This is a genomic window from Pannonibacter indicus, from assembly GCF_001418225.1.
GTDB classification, from domain to species: domain Bacteria; phylum Pseudomonadota; class Alphaproteobacteria; order Rhizobiales; family Stappiaceae; genus Pannonibacter; species Pannonibacter indicus.
This window is the reverse complement of the sequence record NZ_LIPT01000003.1, coordinates 86,284-104,674: the sequence shown is the minus strand read 5'-3', so window position 1 is coordinate 104,674 and position 18,391 is coordinate 86,284. Positions and strand designations below refer to the sequence as shown.

At 64.3% G+C, this 18,391-nt stretch carries 19 protein-coding genes, 1 tRNA gene and 1 pseudogene; 11 read left to right on the top strand and 10 right to left on the bottom strand.

Features of this window, described 5'->3' with window-relative positions; genetic code table 11:
- Window positions 1-111 precede the first annotated feature (111 nt).
- Together ASC48_RS06295 and ASC48_RS06290 are read left to right on the top strand one after the other, a co-directional pair.
- Complete coding sequence (locus ASC48_RS06295; protein WP_141658889.1) at window positions 112-366, top strand: hypothetical protein; 255 nt, start codon at window positions 112-114, stop codon at window positions 364-366.
- The gene (locus tag ASC48_RS06290) at window positions 363-1,064 is read left to right on the top strand and encodes an MgtC/SapB family protein (RefSeq protein WP_055454942.1); all 702 of its coding nucleotides are present in this window, start codon (window positions 363-365) and stop codon (window positions 1,062-1,064) included. Before ASC48_RS06295 ends, ASC48_RS06290 begins: the two co-directional genes overlap by 4 nt.
- A gap of 42 nt (window positions 1,065-1,106) precedes the next feature.
- On the opposite strand, the pseudogene ASC48_RS19920 reads toward ASC48_RS06290, so the two are convergent.
- The 3 genes and pseudogenes from ASC48_RS19920 to ASC48_RS06275 all read right to left on the bottom strand — a co-directional run.
- Window positions 1,107-1,462 (bottom strand): annotated as a pseudogene (locus tag ASC48_RS19920) (shikimate dehydrogenase family protein); the annotation flags it as partial.
- 126 nt (window positions 1,463-1,588) lie between these two features.
- A tRNA-Arg gene (locus ASC48_RS06280) sits at window positions 1,589-1,665 on the bottom strand.
- A gap of 480 nt (window positions 1,666-2,145) precedes the next feature.
- Entirely contained in the window at window positions 2,146-3,663 is a 1,518-nt protein-coding gene (locus tag ASC48_RS06275; RefSeq protein ID WP_055455267.1) for a sensor histidine kinase, read from the bottom strand.
- Window positions 3,664-4,052: 389 nt separating this feature from the next.
- On the opposite strand from ASC48_RS06275, the gene rpmH reads away from it, so the two are divergent.
- The 7 genes from rpmH (at window position 4,053) to ASC48_RS06245 (ending at window position 10,018) form a co-directional block, all read left to right on the top strand.
- The gene (gene rpmH / locus ASC48_RS19270; protein ID WP_026355454.1) at window positions 4,053-4,187 is read left to right on the top strand and encodes a 50S ribosomal protein L34; all 135 of its coding nucleotides are present in this window, start codon (window positions 4,053-4,055) and stop codon (window positions 4,185-4,187) included.
- 65 nt (window positions 4,188-4,252) lie between these two features.
- Window positions 4,253-4,684 (top strand): ribonuclease P protein component, encoded by a 432-nt coding sequence (gene rnpA / locus ASC48_RS06270; protein WP_055454941.1) that lies wholly within the window; start codon window positions 4,253-4,255, stop codon window positions 4,682-4,684.
- A 9-nt stretch (window positions 4,685-4,693) separates the two neighbouring features.
- Window positions 4,694-6,505 (top strand): membrane protein insertase YidC, encoded by a 1,812-nt coding sequence (gene yidC / locus ASC48_RS06265; RefSeq protein WP_055454940.1) that lies wholly within the window; start codon window positions 4,694-4,696, stop codon window positions 6,503-6,505.
- A 114-nt stretch (window positions 6,506-6,619) separates the two neighbouring features.
- Window positions 6,620-7,261, top strand: a complete 642-nt coding sequence (yihA, locus tag ASC48_RS06260) for a ribosome biogenesis GTP-binding protein YihA/YsxC (protein ID WP_055454939.1) — start codon at window positions 6,620-6,622, stop codon at window positions 7,259-7,261.
- A 158-nt stretch (window positions 7,262-7,419) separates the two neighbouring features.
- Window positions 7,420-8,307: an acetylglutamate kinase gene (gene argB / locus ASC48_RS06255; protein ID WP_055454938.1), complete on the top strand. Its 888-nt coding sequence runs from the start codon at window positions 7,420-7,422 to the stop codon at window positions 8,305-8,307.
- Window positions 8,304-9,050, top strand: coding sequence for a pyrimidine 5'-nucleotidase (locus tag ASC48_RS06250; RefSeq protein ID WP_244270014.1), 747 nt, complete (start codon window positions 8,304-8,306; stop codon window positions 9,048-9,050). Before argB ends, ASC48_RS06250 begins: the two co-directional genes overlap by 4 nt.
- A 92-nt stretch (window positions 9,051-9,142) precedes the next feature.
- On the top strand, window positions 9,143-10,018 hold the full coding sequence (locus tag ASC48_RS06245; RefSeq protein ID WP_055454936.1) for a LysR substrate-binding domain-containing protein: 876 nt from the start codon (window positions 9,143-9,145) through the stop codon (window positions 10,016-10,018).
- Between the two features lie 3 nt (window positions 10,019-10,021).
- Here ASC48_RS06245 and ASC48_RS06240 read toward each other — a convergent pair whose 3' ends face one another.
- Window positions 10,022-10,927: an EamA family transporter gene (locus ASC48_RS06240; protein WP_055454935.1), complete on the bottom strand. Its 906-nt coding sequence runs from the start codon at window positions 10,925-10,927 to the stop codon at window positions 10,022-10,024.
- A 174-nt stretch (window positions 10,928-11,101) separates the two neighbouring features.
- On the opposite strand from ASC48_RS06240, the gene dapD reads away from it, so the two are divergent.
- Window positions 11,102-11,953 carry a 2,3,4,5-tetrahydropyridine-2,6-dicarboxylate N-succinyltransferase gene (dapD, locus tag ASC48_RS06235; protein ID WP_055454934.1) on the top strand — a complete coding sequence of 284 codons (852 nt, stop codon included), beginning with the start codon at window positions 11,102-11,104 and terminating at the stop codon, window positions 11,951-11,953.
- Between the two features lie 133 nt (window positions 11,954-12,086).
- Here dapD and ASC48_RS06230 read toward each other — a convergent pair whose 3' ends face one another.
- The 3 genes from ASC48_RS06230 to ASC48_RS06220 all read right to left on the bottom strand — a co-directional run bounded on the left by ASC48_RS06230 (window position 12,087) and on the right by ASC48_RS06220 (window position 14,911).
- Complete coding sequence (locus ASC48_RS06230; protein WP_055454933.1) at window positions 12,087-12,761, bottom strand: class I SAM-dependent methyltransferase; 675 nt, start codon at window positions 12,759-12,761, stop codon at window positions 12,087-12,089.
- A gap of 405 nt (window positions 12,762-13,166) precedes the next feature.
- Complete coding sequence (gene dapE, locus ASC48_RS06225; RefSeq protein ID WP_055454932.1) at window positions 13,167-14,336, bottom strand: succinyl-diaminopimelate desuccinylase; 1,170 nt, start codon at window positions 14,334-14,336, stop codon at window positions 13,167-13,169.
- A 149-nt stretch (window positions 14,337-14,485) separates the two neighbouring features.
- Window positions 14,486-14,911 carry a DUF805 domain-containing protein gene (locus tag ASC48_RS06220; RefSeq protein ID WP_055454931.1) on the bottom strand — a complete coding sequence of 142 codons (426 nt, stop codon included), beginning with the start codon at window positions 14,909-14,911 and terminating at the stop codon, window positions 14,486-14,488.
- Window positions 14,912-15,116: 205 nt separating this feature from the next.
- Between ASC48_RS06220 and ASC48_RS06215 the strand changes: the two genes are divergently transcribed.
- Window positions 15,117-15,941: a DUF2189 domain-containing protein gene (locus tag ASC48_RS06215; RefSeq protein WP_055454930.1), complete on the top strand. Its 825-nt coding sequence runs from the start codon at window positions 15,117-15,119 to the stop codon at window positions 15,939-15,941.
- Between the two features lie 45 nt (window positions 15,942-15,986).
- Here the strand turns inward: ASC48_RS06215 and truA are convergent, their stop codons facing one another.
- From truA to fmt, 3 genes are read right to left on the bottom strand one after another with little or no spacing between them, the layout of a single operon-like run.
- On the bottom strand, window positions 15,987-16,811 hold the full coding sequence (gene truA, locus ASC48_RS06210; RefSeq protein WP_055454929.1) for a tRNA pseudouridine(38-40) synthase TruA: 825 nt from the start codon (window positions 16,809-16,811) through the stop codon (window positions 15,987-15,989).
- Between the two features lie 4 nt (window positions 16,812-16,815).
- The gene (locus tag ASC48_RS06205; protein ID WP_055454928.1) at window positions 16,816-17,349 is read right to left on the bottom strand and encodes a GNAT family N-acetyltransferase; all 534 of its coding nucleotides are present in this window, start codon (window positions 17,347-17,349) and stop codon (window positions 16,816-16,818) included.
- A 34-nt stretch (window positions 17,350-17,383) separates the two neighbouring features.
- Window positions 17,384-18,322 carry a methionyl-tRNA formyltransferase gene (fmt, locus tag ASC48_RS06200; protein ID WP_055454927.1) on the bottom strand — a complete coding sequence of 313 codons (939 nt, stop codon included), beginning with the start codon at window positions 18,320-18,322 and terminating at the stop codon, window positions 17,384-17,386.
- Window positions 18,323-18,391 lie beyond the last annotated feature (69 nt).

Genomic DNA, 18,391 nt, shown 5'->3' with positions numbered 1-18,391 from the left:
CAAGACAGCGGCTGCGGACAGCGCTCGCGTTCCGGACACCTGGGTCCTTGGGACTGGCCGGAGCGCGGGCGCAGCCCGGCTGCAGGTTCATGAACCGAAGGAGGCCCGGAGATGATCAGAGGGAACAAGTGCCCGTGGCTGAGAGCTTTATGTGAAGCAACCCGTTATCTCATGATCCGCCGCCTGATTCAGCTCGCGGGCGCAGCACTGACTGTCACAATGCATCTTTATCGTGCCGGACTGGTTTCGCCCGCCGGGGTCAGGACAGGTTTCAGTCTTGCCGGCAAGGCCCAGCGCGCCGCCATCCTCCTGCTGCGCGGGACGGCGGCGCAACCGGAACAAGAACAAGGGATACAAATTACATGACGATGGCGATCGAAGCCGCAGCTCTCCACCTGACCGCGGCCATGCTGCTGGGAGCTGCCATCGGTTTTGAACGGCAATGGCGCCAGCGGCTTGCCGGGCTGCGGACCAATACCCTTGTTGCGCTTGGGGCGGCGAGTTTCGTCGTCTTCTCGACGGTTGTTCCCGGCGATGCCAGCCCCACACGGGTTGCCGCCCAGGTCGTCTCCGGAATCGGCTTCCTCGGCGCGGGCATCATCTTCAGAGAGGGCCTTAACGTGCGCGGGCTGAACACGGCCGCCACCTTGTGGTGCTCGGCCTCCGTCGGGGTTCTCGCCGGAGCCGGTGCCCTCGCCTATGCCGCCATCGTCACCGGGCTGGTCATGACCGTCAACCTGCTCCTGCGGCCGCTGGTCTTCCGCATCAACCGGCAGCCCCTGTCTTCCACGGAGCTCGACGTCGGCTACAGGATCAGCATTGTCTGCCGCGGAGATCAGGAGGCTCATGTCCGGGCCCTGCTGCTGCAGGGGCTTGCGGCCAGCGCCATGCATCTGCGCCAGCTGGACAGCAGCAACATCGAAGACAGTGACCGGGTCGAGATCAAAGCAACCGTCCACGCCGACAGCCGGACGGACAAGGCCGTCGAACAGATCGCCGGCCGTCTCAGCCTCGAGCCCTCAGTCACCGCAGCAAGATGGCGGGTGGACGCTTTAAGCGACTGATGACCCCGCCCGGCACCTGCGAATGAGCGCCCGATGCGGCGCTCAATAGGCGATCCTGGCGACGGCGCGCAGTTCGTCCGGCGTTGCAGAACGGAAGCCGAAGAACTCAAGATAGGCCGGGATCTGCTCGAAAAGCATGTCGGTGCCAACCTGAAACTGGCAGCCGCGCTCGCGCGCTGCGGCGAGGAACGGAGTGATCCCGGTTTTGCCACCTCGCCGGCAAAGGCCGACGGGTCGATGCGAGACAGATCCACCGGCAGCGGATCTCCCTCTTTCATGCCGAGCGGCGTCGCATTGACCACCAGATCGTATCCGGCCGGATCGTTCGAGCCGGTGTTGACTGAAAGGCCGGGATAGGCCAGCCGCAGACGCGACGCCAGCCCCTGCATCGACGGCTCAAAAGTCCGCCCCGCTGAGTGCGGTAATCCTTGCGTTTTCCGGTACAGCGGCGGCATGCCGCCCGCGAAACAGGTGCAATCCCTGCTGTACCTGCGGCTATACTTAGGCATTTCAAGGAAGAAGGATGGCGCGCCCGAAAGGATTCGAACCTCTGACCCCCAGATTCGTAGTCTGGTGCTCTATCCAGCTGAGCTACGGGCGCGCAGTGCCTGTGTGATACAGTATCCGGTTGCTGGCCTTCGGGGCGAACCATTGAAGGAACCGGACAGCTGTTCGTTCACCGCGTTGCCGCGGCGGCTGCGAACGAGGCGGTATCTACCGGCCTCCCGGACGGAATGCAAGGGGCCTTTTCGAGTTTTTTTATCCAGCGCCGGAAAACCGCAGTCTCTTGCGGAAAAATAACGGGCAAGCCGCTGTGCATGGCGGTGGATAACATATCCGGCAAAGGGCCTTCGCCCTCCCGCCCAGGCAGAAGCCGCAGATCTGATTTGGCCTGAGGTCCGGAGCAGCCCCTGCCCCGCCGCAAAGGCTCTGCCGGATAGTAAGGACGGCGAAAACTCCGTTCCACCGCACCCCGCGTCTCATACCAAGGCTTTTGATGCCGACGCATCACGCCCTGAAAAGACTCAGGCGCCGCAAGGGCTTGAGAAGCTTCCGGCCTGCCGGGCTCACCGGCAGGGGGTCACGCCTCCGGCGCGGCACGCTGCGGCAGCTGGATGCAGAAGGTGGCCCCGGGCCCTGCGTCTTCCAGCACGAGGCGGCCACCATGGGCGCGCACGATCTCAAGGGCGATGGCAAGGCCAAGGCCGGTGCCGCCGTTCTTTGCTCCGCTCTGGAAGGCCCGGAACAGGCCCGCACGCACGGCAGGGGGAATGCCTGGCCCGGTATCCCTGACGCGGATGAGGCATTCGCCCTCGATCAGCGCCGCTTCAATGGTCAGGCGGCAGACATGGGCGGCATCTGCACCCGCTTCCATCGCCTGCACGGCATTGCGGCACAGGTTCACCAGCACCCGGAACAGCTGCTCCGGATCTGCCTCCAGCTCGAAGCCTTCGGCCACGCGGCTCTCGAATTCGATGCCCGGATGCTCGGCAAGCGCCAGCAGCTCGGCCACGTCGCTCACCACCCGCTCGAGGCGGATCAGGCGGCGGCGCGGCGGCTCTTCCCGTGCCTTGCCATAGGCCATCACGGCCTGGGTGTAGCCGACCGCACGGTCGAGCGTCGCCAGGATCTTCGGCACCAGCCGCTTCACGGTCGGATCGGGCACATGCTCGATACGCTCCATGAACAGCTGCGCCGAGGCCAGAAGGTTGCGCAGGTCATGGTTGATCTTGGACACGGCAAGACCCAAGTCCGCCAGCCTCTGCTTCTGGTGCAGGGCGCGGGAAAGGCCCCGCTGCATGTCAGCCAGCCGCTTTTCCGCATCGCCGATCTCGTCGTCACGTCCGCCCGGCACAATGATGCGCGCCGTATCCTCGGGATCTTCGGCAAAGCGGGCCATGGACGCCGACAGGCGCTGCAGCGGGCGCACGAACATCCAGCGCAGCGCCAGATAGACGAGGCTGGCCGTGATCACCGAGATGATCAGCGTCAGCCCGAGAATGCGGCCCGAGAAGGCCAGCATGTCCTTGCGCAGCATGGCGACCGGAAGCACGATATCCACCTTCTGCACGTCATCCCCGGCGCTGGAGCCCATCGGCAGCGGCTGGCTGACGCGCATCAGGCCGGAGCCATCGGAAAACAGCACCCCGACGCTGTCGCGGATGGCACTCCAGGGCGTCTCCTCCTCCATGTCGATGACATAGCGGATCTCTTCCGGCAGGCCGCTCATGGCGATCAGGCTGCGGCGGCCCTTGTGGGTGAGAGAGATGGCGACGGCCCCCGTCACCCGCATCAGCTCTTCCTGAAGGCGCGGGGCGATGGTGTTGGTTTCGGACAGGACGGCAGCGGCCACACCGGCGGTGGTGAGCTTGTCCTTCAGCCACGTGCTGCGGAAGTTGGCGACCGACGGCACATAGACGAAGACTTCCGACAGCATGACGAAAAGCACTGTCAGAAGCAGCAGTTTACCGGACAGGCCGGCCGAGCGGCGCCGGACTGCCCCTCCTGCGGGAGCAGGAGCAGGCGGAACGGCATGCTGCCCTTCACCGGGGGGCGGAACGGCCCCTCCGGACGTCAAGGGCGGCTGTTCGTGCTTCATCACTCTGCTCCAGCGCCCCTCATCCGCCCCAAGCACCTGCTTCTGCATTATAACCCGGCACAGGCGCCATGTCAGCCACCCCGCCGGCAAGCCGTTGCGCAGTGGCGATTCCCCAGGACGGCGGACAGGTGCAGGGTAGCATGGCACCGGCGGAACCTGAGCCAGCTGTGCAAATCCAGCCTTCTGCGGCCTGCAGGCAGGGCAAAGCCATGCATTGGCGCGGGAAAAGGCGGTTCTGCGTTGACTCACCGCCGGAGCCCTCGTATAAGCGCGCTCGACTCGGACCGGCATCCGGCCTGTCTCACGGAGCAGGCTTGCCTTGTGGCGGCAGGATGCATCCAGCCTCAAGTTTCGAATAAAAGGGCCGCGCGACGGCGCGGAATAGAAAAATGAAGCGTACGTATCAACCCAGCCGCCTCGTCCGCAAGCGCCGTCATGGCTTCCGCGCACGTATGGCGACAAAGAATGGCCGTCTGGTCCTGTCCCGCCGCCGGGCCAAGGGCCGCAAGAGCCTGAGTGCCTGATAGCGCCCCGCAGCGGCGCTTCGGACCACCCTTTCGAGGCTCTGGATTTCAGAACGCCGCAGCACATGAAAACTCTTAAAAAGCGCTCCGAGTTTCTGGCCGTCGCCAAAGGTGGACGGACAGACCGGCGCGCTTTTGCATTACAGGGCCTGAAACGCGAAGATGATGGCCCGGCCCGCGTCGGCTACACGGTGACCAAAAAGACCGGCAACGCGGTTGAGCGGAACAGGATCAAGAGGCGGCTGCGCGCGGCTGTTGCGCAACTTCAGGACGAAGACGTGCCATCCGGTGCGGATTTTGTGATCATAGGACGCCGCGCCGCGCTGAATCAGCCCTTTGCAGATCTGGTAAGAGAGCTTAACTCAGGGCTCAAGCCTGCTCTGGAGCGCAAGGGCAACGGATCACGGCAGGGCCGCCGTGACAACCGCAAGCCAAAGGCAGGCGGGCAGGCACAAGGCAAGGAACCCGCACAGGGGTCAGGACAGAGACAGGGGTAACCGCAGCTCATGGCTGACAACCGCAACACATTCATCGCCATCGCGCTGTCGCTGGTGGTCCTTCTCGGGTGGCAGTATTTTGTCGCCCGGCCGCAGCTGGAGCAGGCTCAGCAGGCCGCGCAGCAGCAGGCCGAGGCACAGCAGGCCGGCACTCCGGCACCCGGCGCAACGCCCGGTGCCGCATCCGGCACGGCTGGCGTCCCCGGTTCCGCAGGTGAAGCCACCGGCCCGCTCAGCCGTGAGCAGGCGATTGCAGCAGCACCGCGCGTCTCCATCGAGACACCGCGCCTGAGCGGCTCCATCAGCCTGACCGGTGCCCGGGTCGATGACCTGCGCCTGAAGGACTACCGCGAGACGGTCGACAAGGGCAGCCCGCTCATCACCCTGTTCTCGCCCAAGGGCACGCAGGGTGCCTTCTATGCCGACAATGGCTGGGTGGCGGAACCGGGCGCACAGGTGAAACTGCCGGGTGCAGATACGGTGTGGACCGTTGCGGGCGAAAGCAATCTGACCCCCGGCACGCCGGTCACCCTGACCTGGGATAATGGCGAAGGCGCCGTGTTCAGCCGCACCTTCTCCATTGACGAGAACTACATGTTCAAGGTCACCCAGTCGGTGACCAACAACACGGGCGGCGATCTGACGCTCTATCCCTACAGCCTCATTGTCCGCAACGGCACGCCGCACACCGAAGGCTTCTACATTCTCCATGAAGGCCTGATCGGTGTAACCGGTGACGAAGGCCTGCACGAGATCAAGTACAAGACCATCGCCGAAGAGGGTAAGATCATGCCGGCCAAGGCAAACCGCGGCTGGGTCGGTTTCACCGACAAGTATTGGGCTGCGACGGTTGCGCCGGAGCCGGGCACCAGCTTCCAGCCGAGCTTCAGCTACAACAAGGCCACCGACAATTTCCAGGCTGATTACCTGGGCGACGCGGTTTCCATTGCGCCCGGCAGCACGCAGGAAGCCAGCACCTATCTGTTTGCAGGTGCCAAGGAAACCAAGCTTCTGGCCGCCTATGAGGAGAGCATCGGCATCGACCGCTTCGATCTGCTGATCGACTGGGGCTGGTTCTACTTCCTGACCAAGCCGATGTTCTATGTCATCGACTGGCTGTTCCATCTGGTCGGCAACTTCGGCATCGCCATCCTGCTGGTGACCGTTCTGGTCAAGGTCATCTTCTTCCCGCTGGCCAACAAGTCCTATGTCTCCATGAGCAAGATGAAGCTCGTGCAGCCGCAGATGATGGACATCCGCGAGAAATACAAGGACGACAAGGCCAAGCAGCAGCAGGCGCTGATGGAGCTGTACAAGACCGAGAAGATCAATCCGCTGGCGGGCTGCCTTCCGGTTCTGATCCAGATCCCGGTGTTCTTCGCACTCTACAAGGTGCTGTTCGTCACCATCGAAATGCGCCATGCGCCATTCTTTGGCTGGATTCAGGACCTTTCCGCGCCGGATCCGACGACGATCTTCAACCTGTTCGGCCTGATCGACTGGACCCCGCCACATCTGCTGATGCTGGGCATCTGGCCGATCATTATGGGCATCACCATGTTCCTGCAAATGAAGATGAACCCGGCGCCGACCGATCCGGCACAGCAGATCGTCTTCACCTGGATGCCGGTGCTCTTCACCTTCATGCTGGCCTCCTTCCCGGCAGGTCTGGTCATCTACTGGGCCTGGAACAACAGCCTGTCGATCACCCAGCAGTACATCATCATGCGCCGCCAGGGCGTGAAGGTGGAACTGTGGGGGAACCTCAGGGACACGTTCAAGCGCAAGAAGGGCGCGCCCGAGGCGGAAAAGAAGAGCTGATCCAGCCTTCCCCAGCACCAAAGACCAAAGGGCCTGCCACACGGCAGGCCCTTCTGTTTGCCACATGCTCAACCTGCGCTCGACGGCGCGGCCGCAGCCAGCTAAAAGCACATCATGACCGACTTGCCCGAATTTACCGACGAACAGCTTGAAGCCGGCCGGCTTATGTTCAACCGCCCCTGGACCTTCCAGACCAGCGTTGCCGACATGCGCCAGCTTCCGGCCTCGCGCGGCACGGAAATCGCCTTTGCCGGGCGCTCGAATGTGGGCAAGTCCAGCCTCATCAACGCCCTGACCGGCCGCAAGGGCCTTGCCCGCACGTCCAACACGCCCGGCCGCACGCAGATGCTGAACTTCTTCGGCGCCGATGGCGCGGGCGTCACTGTGGTGGACATGCCCGGCTATGGCTATGCCCAGGCGCCAAAGGACATGGTGGATGCCTGGACGAAGCTGGTGTTCTCCTACCTGCGCGGACGGCCGAACCTGCGCCGCGTCTTCCTCCTGATCGACAGCCGCCATGGCATCAAGGACAACGACCTTGAGACCATGCAGCTGCTCGACAAGGCAGCCGTCGTCTATCAGGTGGTTCTCACCAAGGCGGACAAGATCAAGCCCGGCCAGCTGGCCACGCTGATGACGGCAACAGCCGGGATCCTGCGCAAGCGCCCGGCGGCCCACCCGGTGCTCATCCCCACCTCCTCCGAAAAGGGGCTGGGGATAGACCTTCTGCGTGCGGAAATCTGCGCGCTGCCCTGAGGCGTGCGCCGGCCCAAGCACCGAATGAAGCTTGCGTGCCCGGTCACGCGATCCGTTGAGATACCCGGCCAAACCGGTTATAGACGCTGCAAGCCCCTGCTTCCGATCAAGGGCTTCCGCGCCTTTTCCCGCCACAGCAGCAGCGAGTGTTCCCGCACATGAGCACCCCGGACTTCAGCAACAACGCCCATATCATCGCCCAGGCCCTGCCCTACATGCAGCGCTATGACAAGCGGCGTATCGTGGTGAAGTACGGCGGCCATGCCATGGGCGATGCGGATCTGGGCAAGGCCTTTGCCCGTGACATCACCCTGCTGCGCCAGTCCGGCGTGCATCCGGTGGTCGTCCATGGCGGCGGCCCGCAGATCGGCAACATGCTGAAGCGCCTCAACATCGTCAGCGAGTTCCGCGGCGGCCTGCGCGTCACCGACAAGGCAACCGTCGAGATCGTCGAGATGGTGCTGGCCGGTTCGATCAACAAGGAAATCGTCCAGCTGATCAATGCCGAGGGCGGCCGTGCGGTCGGCCTGTGCGGCAAGGACGGCAATCTGGTGAAGGCCACCAAGCTGACCCGGACCGAAATGGACCCGGATTCCAACATCGAGAAGATCCTCGATCTCGGTTTCGTCGGCGAGCCTGCACATGTCAATCCGGTGATGCTGGAAATGATGCTGAAGGAAGATCTGATCCCCGTGGTGGCCCCCGTGGCCCCCGGCGAAGATGGCGAGACCTACAACATCAACGCCGACACGTTCGCCGGTGCCATCGCCGGTGCGCTGCATGCCTCGCGCCTGCTGTTCCTGACCGACGTGCCCGGCGTGCTCGACAAGGAAGGCAAGCTGATCAAGAACCTCACCGTTGCCCATGCGCGTGAGCTGATCGCCGATGGCACCATTTCCGGCGGCATGATTCCGAAGGTGGAAACCTGCATCGAGGCGCTGGACCGCGGCGTCGAGGGCGTGGTCATCCTTGATGGCAAGGTGAAGCACGCCGTCCTGCTGGAACTCTTCACCGACCGCGGCGCCGGGACCCTGATCAGCAAGTGACAGACACCATCCCCACACCGGGCGAGGGCCAGGGCGCCCATCGTCATGATCTTCGGGCCTTCACCGGTGTGGAGGCCTGGGTCTTTGATCTGGACAACACGCTCTATCCGGCGGAAACTGATCTGTTCTCGCAGATCGACGTCCGCATCTCCGACTACATCGCGAAGCTGCTCGGCATCGGCAAGGATGCCGCGCGGGCGAAGCAGAAGGAGTTCTACCGCGACTACGGCACCACACTGCGCGGGCTGATGATGCAGCACAAGATCGATCCGGATGACTTCCTCGCCTATGTGCATGACATCGACTATTCGCCCGTAAAGCCCGACCCTGCGCTTGGCGCGGCGATCAGCCGTTTGCCGGGCCGCAAGTTCATCTTCACCAACGGCGACCGCCCCCATGCGGAGCGCACCGCCGCCGCGCTCGGCATCAGCGATCATTTCGAGGACATCTTCGACATCGTCGCCGCAGGCCTTCTGCCGAAGCCGAATCTCGAGACCTATCAGACCTTCATTGCCAAGACCGGTGTTGCGCCCGCAAGGGCTGCCATGTTCGAGGATCTGCCGCGCAACCTTGTGGTGCCGCACAAGCTGGGCATGCGCACGGCGCTGATCGTGCCGAAGGAAACCCGCGAAGTCTTCCGCGAGGAATGGGAGATGGAAGGTCAGGATGCCCCGCATATCGACTTCGTGACCGGCAATCTTGCCGGCTTCCTCGAAGGGGTTCTGGGAGCGATTGAAGCGTGAGGCACTGGACTGCGGGAGCTTCGCCGGTTTATTGATGTAAACTCAATAATCCCGCAAGCCGCCCCGGCCTGCCGAACCCATCGTGTGAACCCATGGTCTCCCTGCGCGCCCTGCATGCCTTTGCACTTCTCGCCCGCAATGGCCGCGCCGCGCAGGCTGCAGACGATCTCGGCATTTCGCCTTCTGCGCTGTCGCATCTGCTGCGCAAGCTGGAGAGCGAGCTGGGCGCCACACTGGTGCTGCGCGACGGGCGCGGCCTGTCTCTCACCGAAGAGGGAAAGCGCTTGGCCGCCGGGCTGGGCGATGCTTTTGACCGCATTGAATCAGCCGTTGACGGGTTCCGCCGCCGGGGCCGGACGGAACTGCGCATCAGCACCGTCTCCACCTTCGCCACCCGCTGGCTGATCCCGCGCCTGCCGCAGTTTCAGACCGCGCAGCCCGATGTGGAGCTGCTGCTTTCAGCCTCTACACGTGTTGTTGATCTCGACAGGGAGAATTACGACTGCGCCATCCGGCTTGGGCGGGGTGACTGGCCAGGCATCGATGCAACGCTGCTGTGGCGCGAGCATCTGGCCGTCGCCATGGCCCCGCGCCTGATGCGCGAAGACGCTGGCCCGGACGCCGCCCTGCCCGGCCTCAAGCTGCTGCACAGCGCCTCCCGGCGCGATGACTGGTCCCGCTGGCTGGCCCATGCCGGACTGAAGCTGCCCGACGCCGGCTCCGGCATGGTGCTTGAAAGCCGGGACCTTGCCATTCAGGCTGCCATCGCAGGCATGGGCGCCATCGTCATCGACCGGCGCTTCGTCATGCTGGAGCTGGCGGCCGGGCATCTCGTCATGCCCGACTGGCCGGTGCTGCAGCTGGACAGCGGCTACTGGTTCGTCCGCTCCCCCAACCGCCCCCTCTCCCGCCCCATCTCCGGCTTCCGCGACTGGCTGATCGGCACCTCCGCGGCGGATGCCGGGTAGTGATCAGGTGCCGGACAGCAGCACCAGAATAGCGGCGACGATCAGCACGCAGCCGGTAATCTCTCGGCCATTGATGCGCTCCTTGAAAAAGAACCAGGAGGCGATGAGGGTGAAAACCAGCTCCACCTGCGCCAGTGCCCGCACATAGGCAACCTGCTGAAGCGTCATGGCGGTGAACCAGCCCGCAGATCCTGCGACGCCCGCAAGCCCCACCCACACCGCCTGCCGCCAGTGGCGGATGGAGGCGGCCAGCTGATCCGGCTCGCGCCAGGCCATGTAGAGCCCCATGGCCACAGTCTGCATCAGGGTGACCACTGCAAGGCTGTAGGCAGCTTGCATGAGATAGCCGGGCCTCTCCAGCGACAGGGAGGCCATGCGGTAGAGCGCCGCCGAGCCCCCGAAGAAGGCGGCGGAAGCCAGACCGATCAGCGCCGGACGCCCGGCGAGCGAAGCCACGACCGCCCGGGCCGTCAGCGGCACCCGCGCCATGGAAATGAGGATCACGCCCGCAACGCCGATGCCGATGGCAGCTGCCGTCAGCCCGGTTACGTGCTCGCCCAGAATGACGGCGCCGAAGATCGCCGCCTGCACCGGTTCGGTCTTGGAATAGGCCGTGCCGACCGCGAAGTTGCGGAAGGAAAAGAGGTGGACGAGCAGGAGCGTCGCGATGATCTGGGCGAGGCCGCCGAGAGCCGCCGCCAGAAGGAAGCGGCCGTTCATGTCCGGAAAAGGCATGCCGAAGGCCAGATGCAGCACCAGCACATAGGCAAGGGCAAAGGGAAAGCCATAGGCGAATCGCACCAGCGTCGCCCCGCTGGTGCCAAGGCGGCCCTTCAGGTGCTTCTGCAGCGCCGAACGCAGGTTCTGGCAGAAGGCGGCAAAGAGAGTGATGGGAATCCAGAGTTCCATGAGAGGCGGCCTGCGGGCTTGAGAAGATGCGGGAGAAACCGTCCTCAATGTCGCCTGTTTGCGGCCTTTGCGCAGTTGAGCGCTTCTCAAGCCGCATGAACCATTGACTCAAGCCCCGCACCCGCCTTTTATCCGGCGAACCCTAACCGACCCCTTGCGGAGCCGATCATTTCCATGTCGACCGATCTCGTGAAACTTGCCGCCACCATTGACGCCGCCTTTGAAGACCGCGCCAATATCGACACGCACACGACGGGTGACGTGCGTCAGGCCGTTGACACTGCCCTGAACCTGCTGGACCGCGGGCAGCTGCGCGTCGCCGAGAAGCAGGACGGCGGTGACTGGATCGTGAACCAGTGGGCCAAGAAGGCCGTGCTGCTCTCCTTCCGCCTCAACCCGATGGACGTCATCAAGGGCGGCCCCGGTGATGCGACCTGGTGGGACAAGGTGCCGTCCAAGTTTGACGGCTGGCGCGGTGTGGACTTCGAGGAAGCCGGCTTCCGCGCCGTTCCGGGCGCCATCGTCCGCCGCTCGGCCTTCATCGGCAAGGGCGTGGTGCTGATGCCGTCCTTCGTCAACCTCGGCGCCCATGTGGGTGAAGGCACCATGGTGGATACCTGGGCCACCGTCGGCTCCTGCGCCCAGATCGGCAAGCATGTTCACCTGTCCGGCGGCGTCGGTATCGGCGGCGTGCTGGAGCCGCTGCAGGCAGGCCCCGTGATCATCGAGGACAACTGCTTCATCGGCGCCCGCTCGGAAGTCGTGGAAGGCGTGATCGTGCGCGAAGGTGCAGTCCTGTCCATGGGCGTCTTCATCGGCGCTTCCACCAAGATCATCGACCGCGCCACCGGCGAAGTCTTCATCGGTGAGGTTCCGGCCTATTCCGTCGTGGTGCCCGGCGCCATGCCCGGCAAGCCGCTGCCGGACGGCACCCCCGGCCCGAGCCTCTATTGCGCCGTGATCGTCAAGCGCGTCGACGCCCAGACCCGCGCCAAGACCGCCATCAACGAGCTGCTGCGCGACTGATACCAAATCCGTGCGGTATCTGAGCCATTTCAAGGCGTGATGCGTCAGCAGCGAAGCCCTTGACCGCAAACGCAAAGCAAAAGCCCCCCGCTGGAGGATGCTCTGGCGGGGGCTTTTTTGTTTCCGAAGAGGCTCAGCGCAGCGGCATATGCCGCACGGCGGTGAAGGACTTGGTGAGGCCGAAGAACTTTTCCTTCTCCATCACCGCATCGGGGAAGAGATAGCGCATCTGGCGCAGGTCCAGCATGCGGGCATCCTCCAGCGAGGCCATGGCCTCGTCGAGATTCGCGGCCTTCGGATAGAATCCCGTGGTCCGGGCCAGATGAATGCGGTAACGCAGCGGGTCCGGCAGCCAGTGCAGGAACAGGCTGCGGGCATGGGGTTCAACCGGGAAGGAGAAGCTGGGCGTCTGGATGGCATAGCTGCGCGCCACACGGCCCGCCTCCCGCGCAAAGGCCTTCTTGTTGCTCCAGGAGCCCACATGCTCGATGACCGAGTTGGAGAAGGCGAGGTCATAGGCCCCGTCCGCCACCCCGGCCAGGTCACAGGCATTGCCCTGCGTCATGCGCACGTTGGGCATGTCGGAGGTTTTGGGATCGCTGTCGGGAAACAGGTTGACGCAATCGACCGAGAGATTGGCGAAGTCGAGCTCGCTCTTCCACACATCCCAGAAGCCGCGCGTGCCCCCCAGATCGATGATCCGGCAATGGCCTTTCGCGGCGATATAATCATCAATGATGCGGGCAAGCGACTGCACACGCTTCTTGCGGAACGAGTTCTGCGTGGAAACCGGCGATACATCGAGCAACGGACAACTCCCGGATCTGGGCACAGCAAAGGCTCTGCAGTCCCGGCCGGTGCCGGGACCCAATGACCGGGACTATGACAGGCTACTGATAATTGCCGATTAACGCGAGGGAAGAATGCCTGGCGTGATGGCAGGGCCTCCCCGCCCCTCCCCCTGGCGGGCTACAGGATTCACACATCGTACAGCAAGACGCCGAAAACGTGATCTCGATGCCGGAAAGACAAACAGTTCCAGAGCCTTGCTTCTTTGGCTGATGCCTCTCGTTCCCCTCCCCTCGAGGGGAGGGGAGCAGATAGGCCGTGCCGGAATGACCAGAACGCAGGCTTTTCTCAAACCGTAACCGGGGAGCCTCACTGGAGTCCGTTGTAAACACTGCCCCTCAAGAGAGCCGGGAAACGAGAGGCCTCAGCCAGCAAAGTAACTGTCGAGGAAGCGGCGGTAGACGGCGGCGAGCTGGTCAAGGTCGGCGACAGGGGTGCATTCGTCCACCTTGTGCATGGTCTGGCCGACAAGGCCGAATTCCACCACCGGGCAGTAGCTCTTGATGAAACGGGCATCGGAAGTGCCGCCGTTGGTGGACAGATCCGGGCGGCGGCCCGTCACCGCTTCCACCGCATCGGCCAGCGCCGTGATCAGCGCATCATCGCGGGTGAGGAAGGATTCGCCCGCATCGCGGCGGAAGTCGAGGCTGTAGCGCAGGCCCGGGCGGGCAGCAGCTGCCAGTGTGTCCTGCAGCTTGGCCTTCAGTGCGTCCAGCGTCCACTCGTCGTTGAAGCGGATGTTGAAGCGCCCTTCGGCGCGGGCCGGGATGACGTTGAAGGCCGGGTTGCCCACATGCAGGTTGACGATCTCAAGGTTCGACGGCTCGAACCGCTCGTTGCCTTCATCCAGCACCAGCGCATCCAGCGCGCTCATCAGCGCCAGCAGGCCGGGGATGGGGTTGTCGGCGAGCTGCGGATAGGCGGCGTGGCCTTGCGTGCCTTCCACCGTGACGATGCCGGAGAGATAACCCCGGCGGCCGATCTTGATGGCATCCCCCAATGCAGCCGGATTGGTCGGCTCGCCGACGATGCAGGCATCAAACACGTGCCCCTGCTCCTTCGCCCAGGCAAGAAGCTTCGATGTGCCGTTCACCGCCGGGCCCTCCTCGTCACCGGTGATGAGGAAGGAAATGGTGCCGCCGAATGCCTTGCCGCGCTCTGCGATGAAGGCCAGCGCAGCGGCTGCGAAGGAGGCGATACCGCCCTTCATGTCCACCGCGCCGCGCCCGTAGAGCACACCGTCGCGGATCTCGCCGCCGAAGGGATCATGCGCCCAGTCACTTTCCGCACCTGCCGGCACCACATCCGTGTGTCCGGCAAAGACGAAATGGGGCGCGCCGCTGCCGATGGTGGCAAAGAGGTTTTCCACGTCCGGCGTATCCGTGTCGGAGAAGGTGACGCGGGAGACGGTGAAGCCTGCATCTCCCAGCAGCCGCTCCAGAAATGCCAGCGCACCGCCTTCGGCGGGCGTGACGGAGGGGCAGCGGATGAGATCGCGGGCGATGGCGGCGGCGGGAGACAAAGCTTGGGTCATGACTGGAGTCCTGGAGTTTGTCAGGGAAAAGTGGGTACCGGTTTTCCCGAAAAGACAAACGAAAACAAAGAAATCTAGTGTCTGTCCGGTTAAGTCTCAACCGGGCAGACACTAGCCCCGCTTGGGGGCATGGGTCAATGCGTGCCGCTTCAGCGGCGGCGGTAATAGCTGTCGGGCTGCGGGCCGTAGCGGTTCGGCCCTTGCGCACTGGGCAGGAAGCCAAGCGTCAGCACCGCGAAGAAATTGATCACCGGCACAAAGGCCACCAGCGCAAAGAAGCCGGGCAGCCCCACATCCTGCAGCCGCTTGATCAGCAGCGCCATCTCGAACCAGGTGACCACGACGAACAGCACCGGAAACAGCGGATTGGAGCCCATGAAGTCGCCGAAGGTGAGCGAGGCGAGGTCCACATCGCCCGGCAGCGACTTCATCCACATGTTGGCGGCGATGGCAATGATCACCCAGTTGAAGGCAAGCCCGTACCAATAGACCTTGCGCGACAGGCGGCCAATCGGGCTGAGCAGCAGCCAGCGGATGCCGGGGCTCAGCTGGGCGGGGGGAAGTCCGGAAACCATTGTTGCTCCAGCGGATGAGGACAGGTCCTGACGTGGCAGGTACTGCGGCCTGCAGCGGGGATCAAGCAAAAGCAGCACCGCAACGCATATGTAGGTGCGGATTAAAAAAAATCGGCCCTTCCCAGCGGAAAATACGATTGGCGGCTTGCGGTTTTCACGTCACTGTTGCCGCGAAGGTCTGCAACGCAGGGAGGAGAAACCGGCGATGGAAGAGACCAGTATCGAGAAAACAGACGGCGCGCATCCGCAAGCGGCTCCGGCGCACAGACCTGATCCCAAGGTGCGCAAGATCAGCACCGCCGGCATCATCACCGCCCTTGGCAAGGGCCTGCGCGATTTCCGGCGGGCACCGCAGTTCGGCCTGTTCTTCGGCGGCTTCTATGCCCTCGGCGGCATCCTCGTGCTGCTGACGGCCTCAGCCCTGCACATGAGCTATCTCAGCTATCCGCTGGCGGCAGGCTTTGCCCTCGTAGGCCCGTTCATTGCCTGCGGCCTTTATGAGGTGAGCCGGCGGCTGGAGCAGAACGAGCCGCTCACCTGGGGCGGCGTGCTCGGCGTCATCTGGGCCCAGCGCAGCCGGGAAATCGGCTGGATGGCCTTTGCCGTTCTGTTCGTGCTGATCATGTGGATGTATCAGGTGCGCCTGCTGCTGGCGCTGTTCCTCGGCTTCCAGTCCTTCGCCAGTTTTCCCGAGTTCATCGACACGGTGATCTCGACGCCGGAAGGGCTGATGTTCCTGCTCACCGGGCACATTGTCGGGGCCATCCTGTCGCTGCTGCTGTTTTCGCTGACGGTGATCTCCTTCCCGCTGCTGCTCGACCGGGACCGGGATTTCATCACCGCCATGATCACCAGCGTGCGCACCGTCGCCACCTCCCCGCTGCCGATGATCGGCTGGGGCATCGCGGTGACGCTCACCCTGACCGTCTCGATGGTGCCCTCCTTCATGGGCCTCATCTTCACCCTTCCCATCCTCGGCCACACGACCTGGCACATCTACAGGATCGCGGTAGAGCCGGAGGCGGGGTGAGGGATCAGGCTTTCTCCCGGAGCGGCGGCGTGTTCAAGCCCTCCGTCACACTTCCCCATCATCCCCGTCATCCTCCACCGCCGCAGAGCGGGCGTGCCATTCGGCGTGGGAGGCGATGTCGGTGGCGGCGGGGCGGTAGTCGACGCGGGTGAGATAGAGCCCGTCCGGCGGGGCGACGGGGCCGCAGGCCCTGCGGTCGCGGGCCGCAAGTGCCTCGCGCACCGTATCTGCCGTCCAGCGCCCTTCCCCCACCAGCCGCAGGGTGCCGACCATGGAACGCACCTGATTGTGAAGGAAGGAGCGGGAGGAGCATTCCGCAATCACGAAGTCCCCTTCCCGGCGGACGCTGAAGGTCTCCAGCGTCTTTTCCGGGCTCTTTGCCTGGCAGCGGGTGTGGCGGAAGGTGGTGAAGTCGTGGTGGCCGATGAAGACCTGGCTGGCCTCGTGCATGGCCTCCACATCCAGTGGCTGCTTCACATGCCAGGCCAGCCCCTTTTCGAAGGTCAGCGGCGGCAGGCGGTTGAGGATGCGGTAGCGGTAGGTGCGGCGGATGGCGGAAAAGCGGGCGTCGAAGCCCTCATGCATCTTCTCGCAGGCGAGAATGGCGACCGGGTCCGGCTGGCAGTGGAAGTTCATCGCCCCCATCACGGTTTCGGCCGGCCAGTCTTTCTCCAGATCCACATGCGCCACCTGCCCGGTGGCATGCACGCCCGTATCGGTGCGCCCCGCGCCGCCGATGGCCACCTCCTCACCGCTGAAGGCCTTGACGGCACGCTCCAGAACAGCCTGCACGGAAGGGCCATTGGCCTGCCGCTGCCAGCCGCAGAAGGGGCGGCCGTCATATTCGATGGTCAGCTTGTAGCGGGGCATCAGCCTACTCGAATTCCTGGAAGGGCGTGGCGAAACTCACTTCCACCGGCAAATGCTCGCGCCCGGCATCTGTCAGCGCCAGCGCCATGAAGGCTGCGCCTGCATAGGGTGCCTGGACTTTCTTTGCCAGTTCAGCATCAAATCCGAAGCGCGGGTAATAGGCGGGCGGGCCCAGCACCAGCACCAGATCCTCGCCCTGTGAGCGCAGTTCATCCAGCCCGGCATTGATCAGCGCCGAGCCGATCCCAAGCTTCTGAAGCTCCGGCAACACAGAGACGGGCGCAAGGCAGGAGATCTGCAGCCGGTGGCCGGCGCCTGCCCCGGTCACCCGGCTGAAGGCGACATGTCCGAGAAGCCGCCCATCTTCCCCTTGTGCCACCAGTTCCACCAGCAGCGCTCCGCAGTGGCGCAGATTATACACCAGCCGGGCCTCGGACGGCTGGTTGAAAGCGGCGGTGATGACACCAGCCACCTCCTTCTCATCACTTGCAGTGACAGGACGGACTATGAAGGCGGGGCTGTTCTGCGCTGCAGTCATCACCGGATGCTCCCTCAATCTCAACAAACGCCGCTCAACCGACCCGCTCGCCGGCAGCAAGCTTCGCACCGCGCTGGAATTCTTCGCCGCCCATCGGCTTCTTGCCCGCACGCTGCACGTTGACGAGGCGCACCGCGCCCTCGCCGCAGGCGATTACCGGCGCACCGTCCACGGACAGAACCTCGCCCGGTGCGCCCTGCCCTTCGGCCAGCGCCGAGCGCAGCACCTTCACCCGCTCGGCCGTGCCGGCAATCACCGGCTCGCACCAGGCGCCGGGGAAGGGTGAGAGGCCGCGAATGTGATTGTGGACCTCGCGGGCGGGCCGCGTCCAGTCGATCCGCGTTTCAGCCTTGCTGAGCTTCTTCGCGTAGGTCACACCCTCTTCCGCCTGCGGCACCTGCGCCAGCGCATTGCGCGACAGGGCGGCGAGCGCCCGCACGATCAGGTCCCCGCCCAGCGCCGACAGACGGTCATGCAAATCGCCCGCGGTCATGTCCGGGGTAATCGCCACCGTCTCGGACATGCAAACAGGGCCGGTATCCAGCCCCTCTTCCATGCGCATCACCTGCACGGCGGTTTCCGTGTCACCAGCCATGATCGCCCGGTTGATCGGAGCAGCCCCGCGCCAGCGCGGAAGGATCGAAGCGTGGAGATTTAGGCAGCCCTCGCGCGGGGCCTCCAGAATGGCCTTCGGCAGCAGCAGGCCATAGGCAACGACCACGGCCACATCCGCATCATGCCCGGCAAAGACGCCCTGCTCCTCCGCGCCCTTGAGACTGAGCGGGGTGAAGACCGGAATGCCCAGCGCTTCTGCCGCCTCATGCACGGGCGACTTCTTCAGCTCCATGCCACGGCCCGCGGGGCGCGGCGGCTGACTGTAGCAGGCCACCACGTCATGCCCCTGCCCCACGATTTCCATGAGGGCCGGCACGGAGAAGTCGGGCGTACCCATGAAGACGATGCGAAGTGTCATGCGCTGCTTCCGAAAATCTGGGCGGGGCCGCGATGGGCCGGAAAATGCGAACGGCCCGCCATGGGCCGT

Coding starts and splice junctions, on each gene's coding strand:
- ASC48_RS06295 (WP_141658889.1), top strand. CDS start 112: ATGATCAGAGGGAACAAGTGCCCGTGGCTGAGAGCTTTATGTGAAGCA.
- ASC48_RS06290 (WP_055454942.1), top strand. CDS start 363: ATGACGATGGCGATCGAAGCCGCAGCTCTCCACCTGACCGCGGCCATG.
- ASC48_RS06275 (WP_055455267.1), bottom strand. CDS start 3,663: ATGAAGCACGAACAGCCGCCCTTGACGTCCGGAGGGGCCGTTCCGCCC.
- rpmH (WP_026355454.1), top strand. CDS start 4,053: ATGAAGCGTACGTATCAACCCAGCCGCCTCGTCCGCAAGCGCCGTCAT.
- rnpA (WP_055454941.1), top strand. CDS start 4,253: ATGAAAACTCTTAAAAAGCGCTCCGAGTTTCTGGCCGTCGCCAAAGGT.
- yidC (WP_055454940.1), top strand. CDS start 4,694: ATGGCTGACAACCGCAACACATTCATCGCCATCGCGCTGTCGCTGGTG.
- yihA (WP_055454939.1), top strand. CDS start 6,620: ATGACCGACTTGCCCGAATTTACCGACGAACAGCTTGAAGCCGGCCGG.
- argB (WP_055454938.1), top strand. CDS start 7,420: ATGAGCACCCCGGACTTCAGCAACAACGCCCATATCATCGCCCAGGCC.
- ASC48_RS06245 (WP_055454936.1), top strand. CDS start 9,143: ATGGTCTCCCTGCGCGCCCTGCATGCCTTTGCACTTCTCGCCCGCAAT.
- ASC48_RS06240 (WP_055454935.1), bottom strand. CDS start 10,927: ATGGAACTCTGGATTCCCATCACTCTCTTTGCCGCCTTCTGCCAGAAC.
- dapD (WP_055454934.1), top strand. CDS start 11,102: ATGTCGACCGATCTCGTGAAACTTGCCGCCACCATTGACGCCGCCTTT.
- dapE (WP_055454932.1), bottom strand. CDS start 14,336: ATGACCCAAGCTTTGTCTCCCGCCGCCGCCATCGCCCGCGATCTCATC.
- ASC48_RS06220 (WP_055454931.1), bottom strand. CDS start 14,911: ATGGTTTCCGGACTTCCCCCCGCCCAGCTGAGCCCCGGCATCCGCTGG.
- ASC48_RS06215 (WP_055454930.1), top strand. CDS start 15,117: ATGGAAGAGACCAGTATCGAGAAAACAGACGGCGCGCATCCGCAAGCG.
- truA (WP_055454929.1), bottom strand. CDS start 16,811: ATGCCCCGCTACAAGCTGACCATCGAATATGACGGCCGCCCCTTCTGC.
- ASC48_RS06205 (WP_055454928.1), bottom strand. CDS start 17,349: ATGACTGCAGCGCAGAACAGCCCCGCCTTCATAGTCCGTCCTGTCACT.
- fmt (WP_055454927.1), bottom strand. CDS start 18,322: ATGACACTTCGCATCGTCTTCATGGGTACGCCCGACTTCTCCGTGCCG.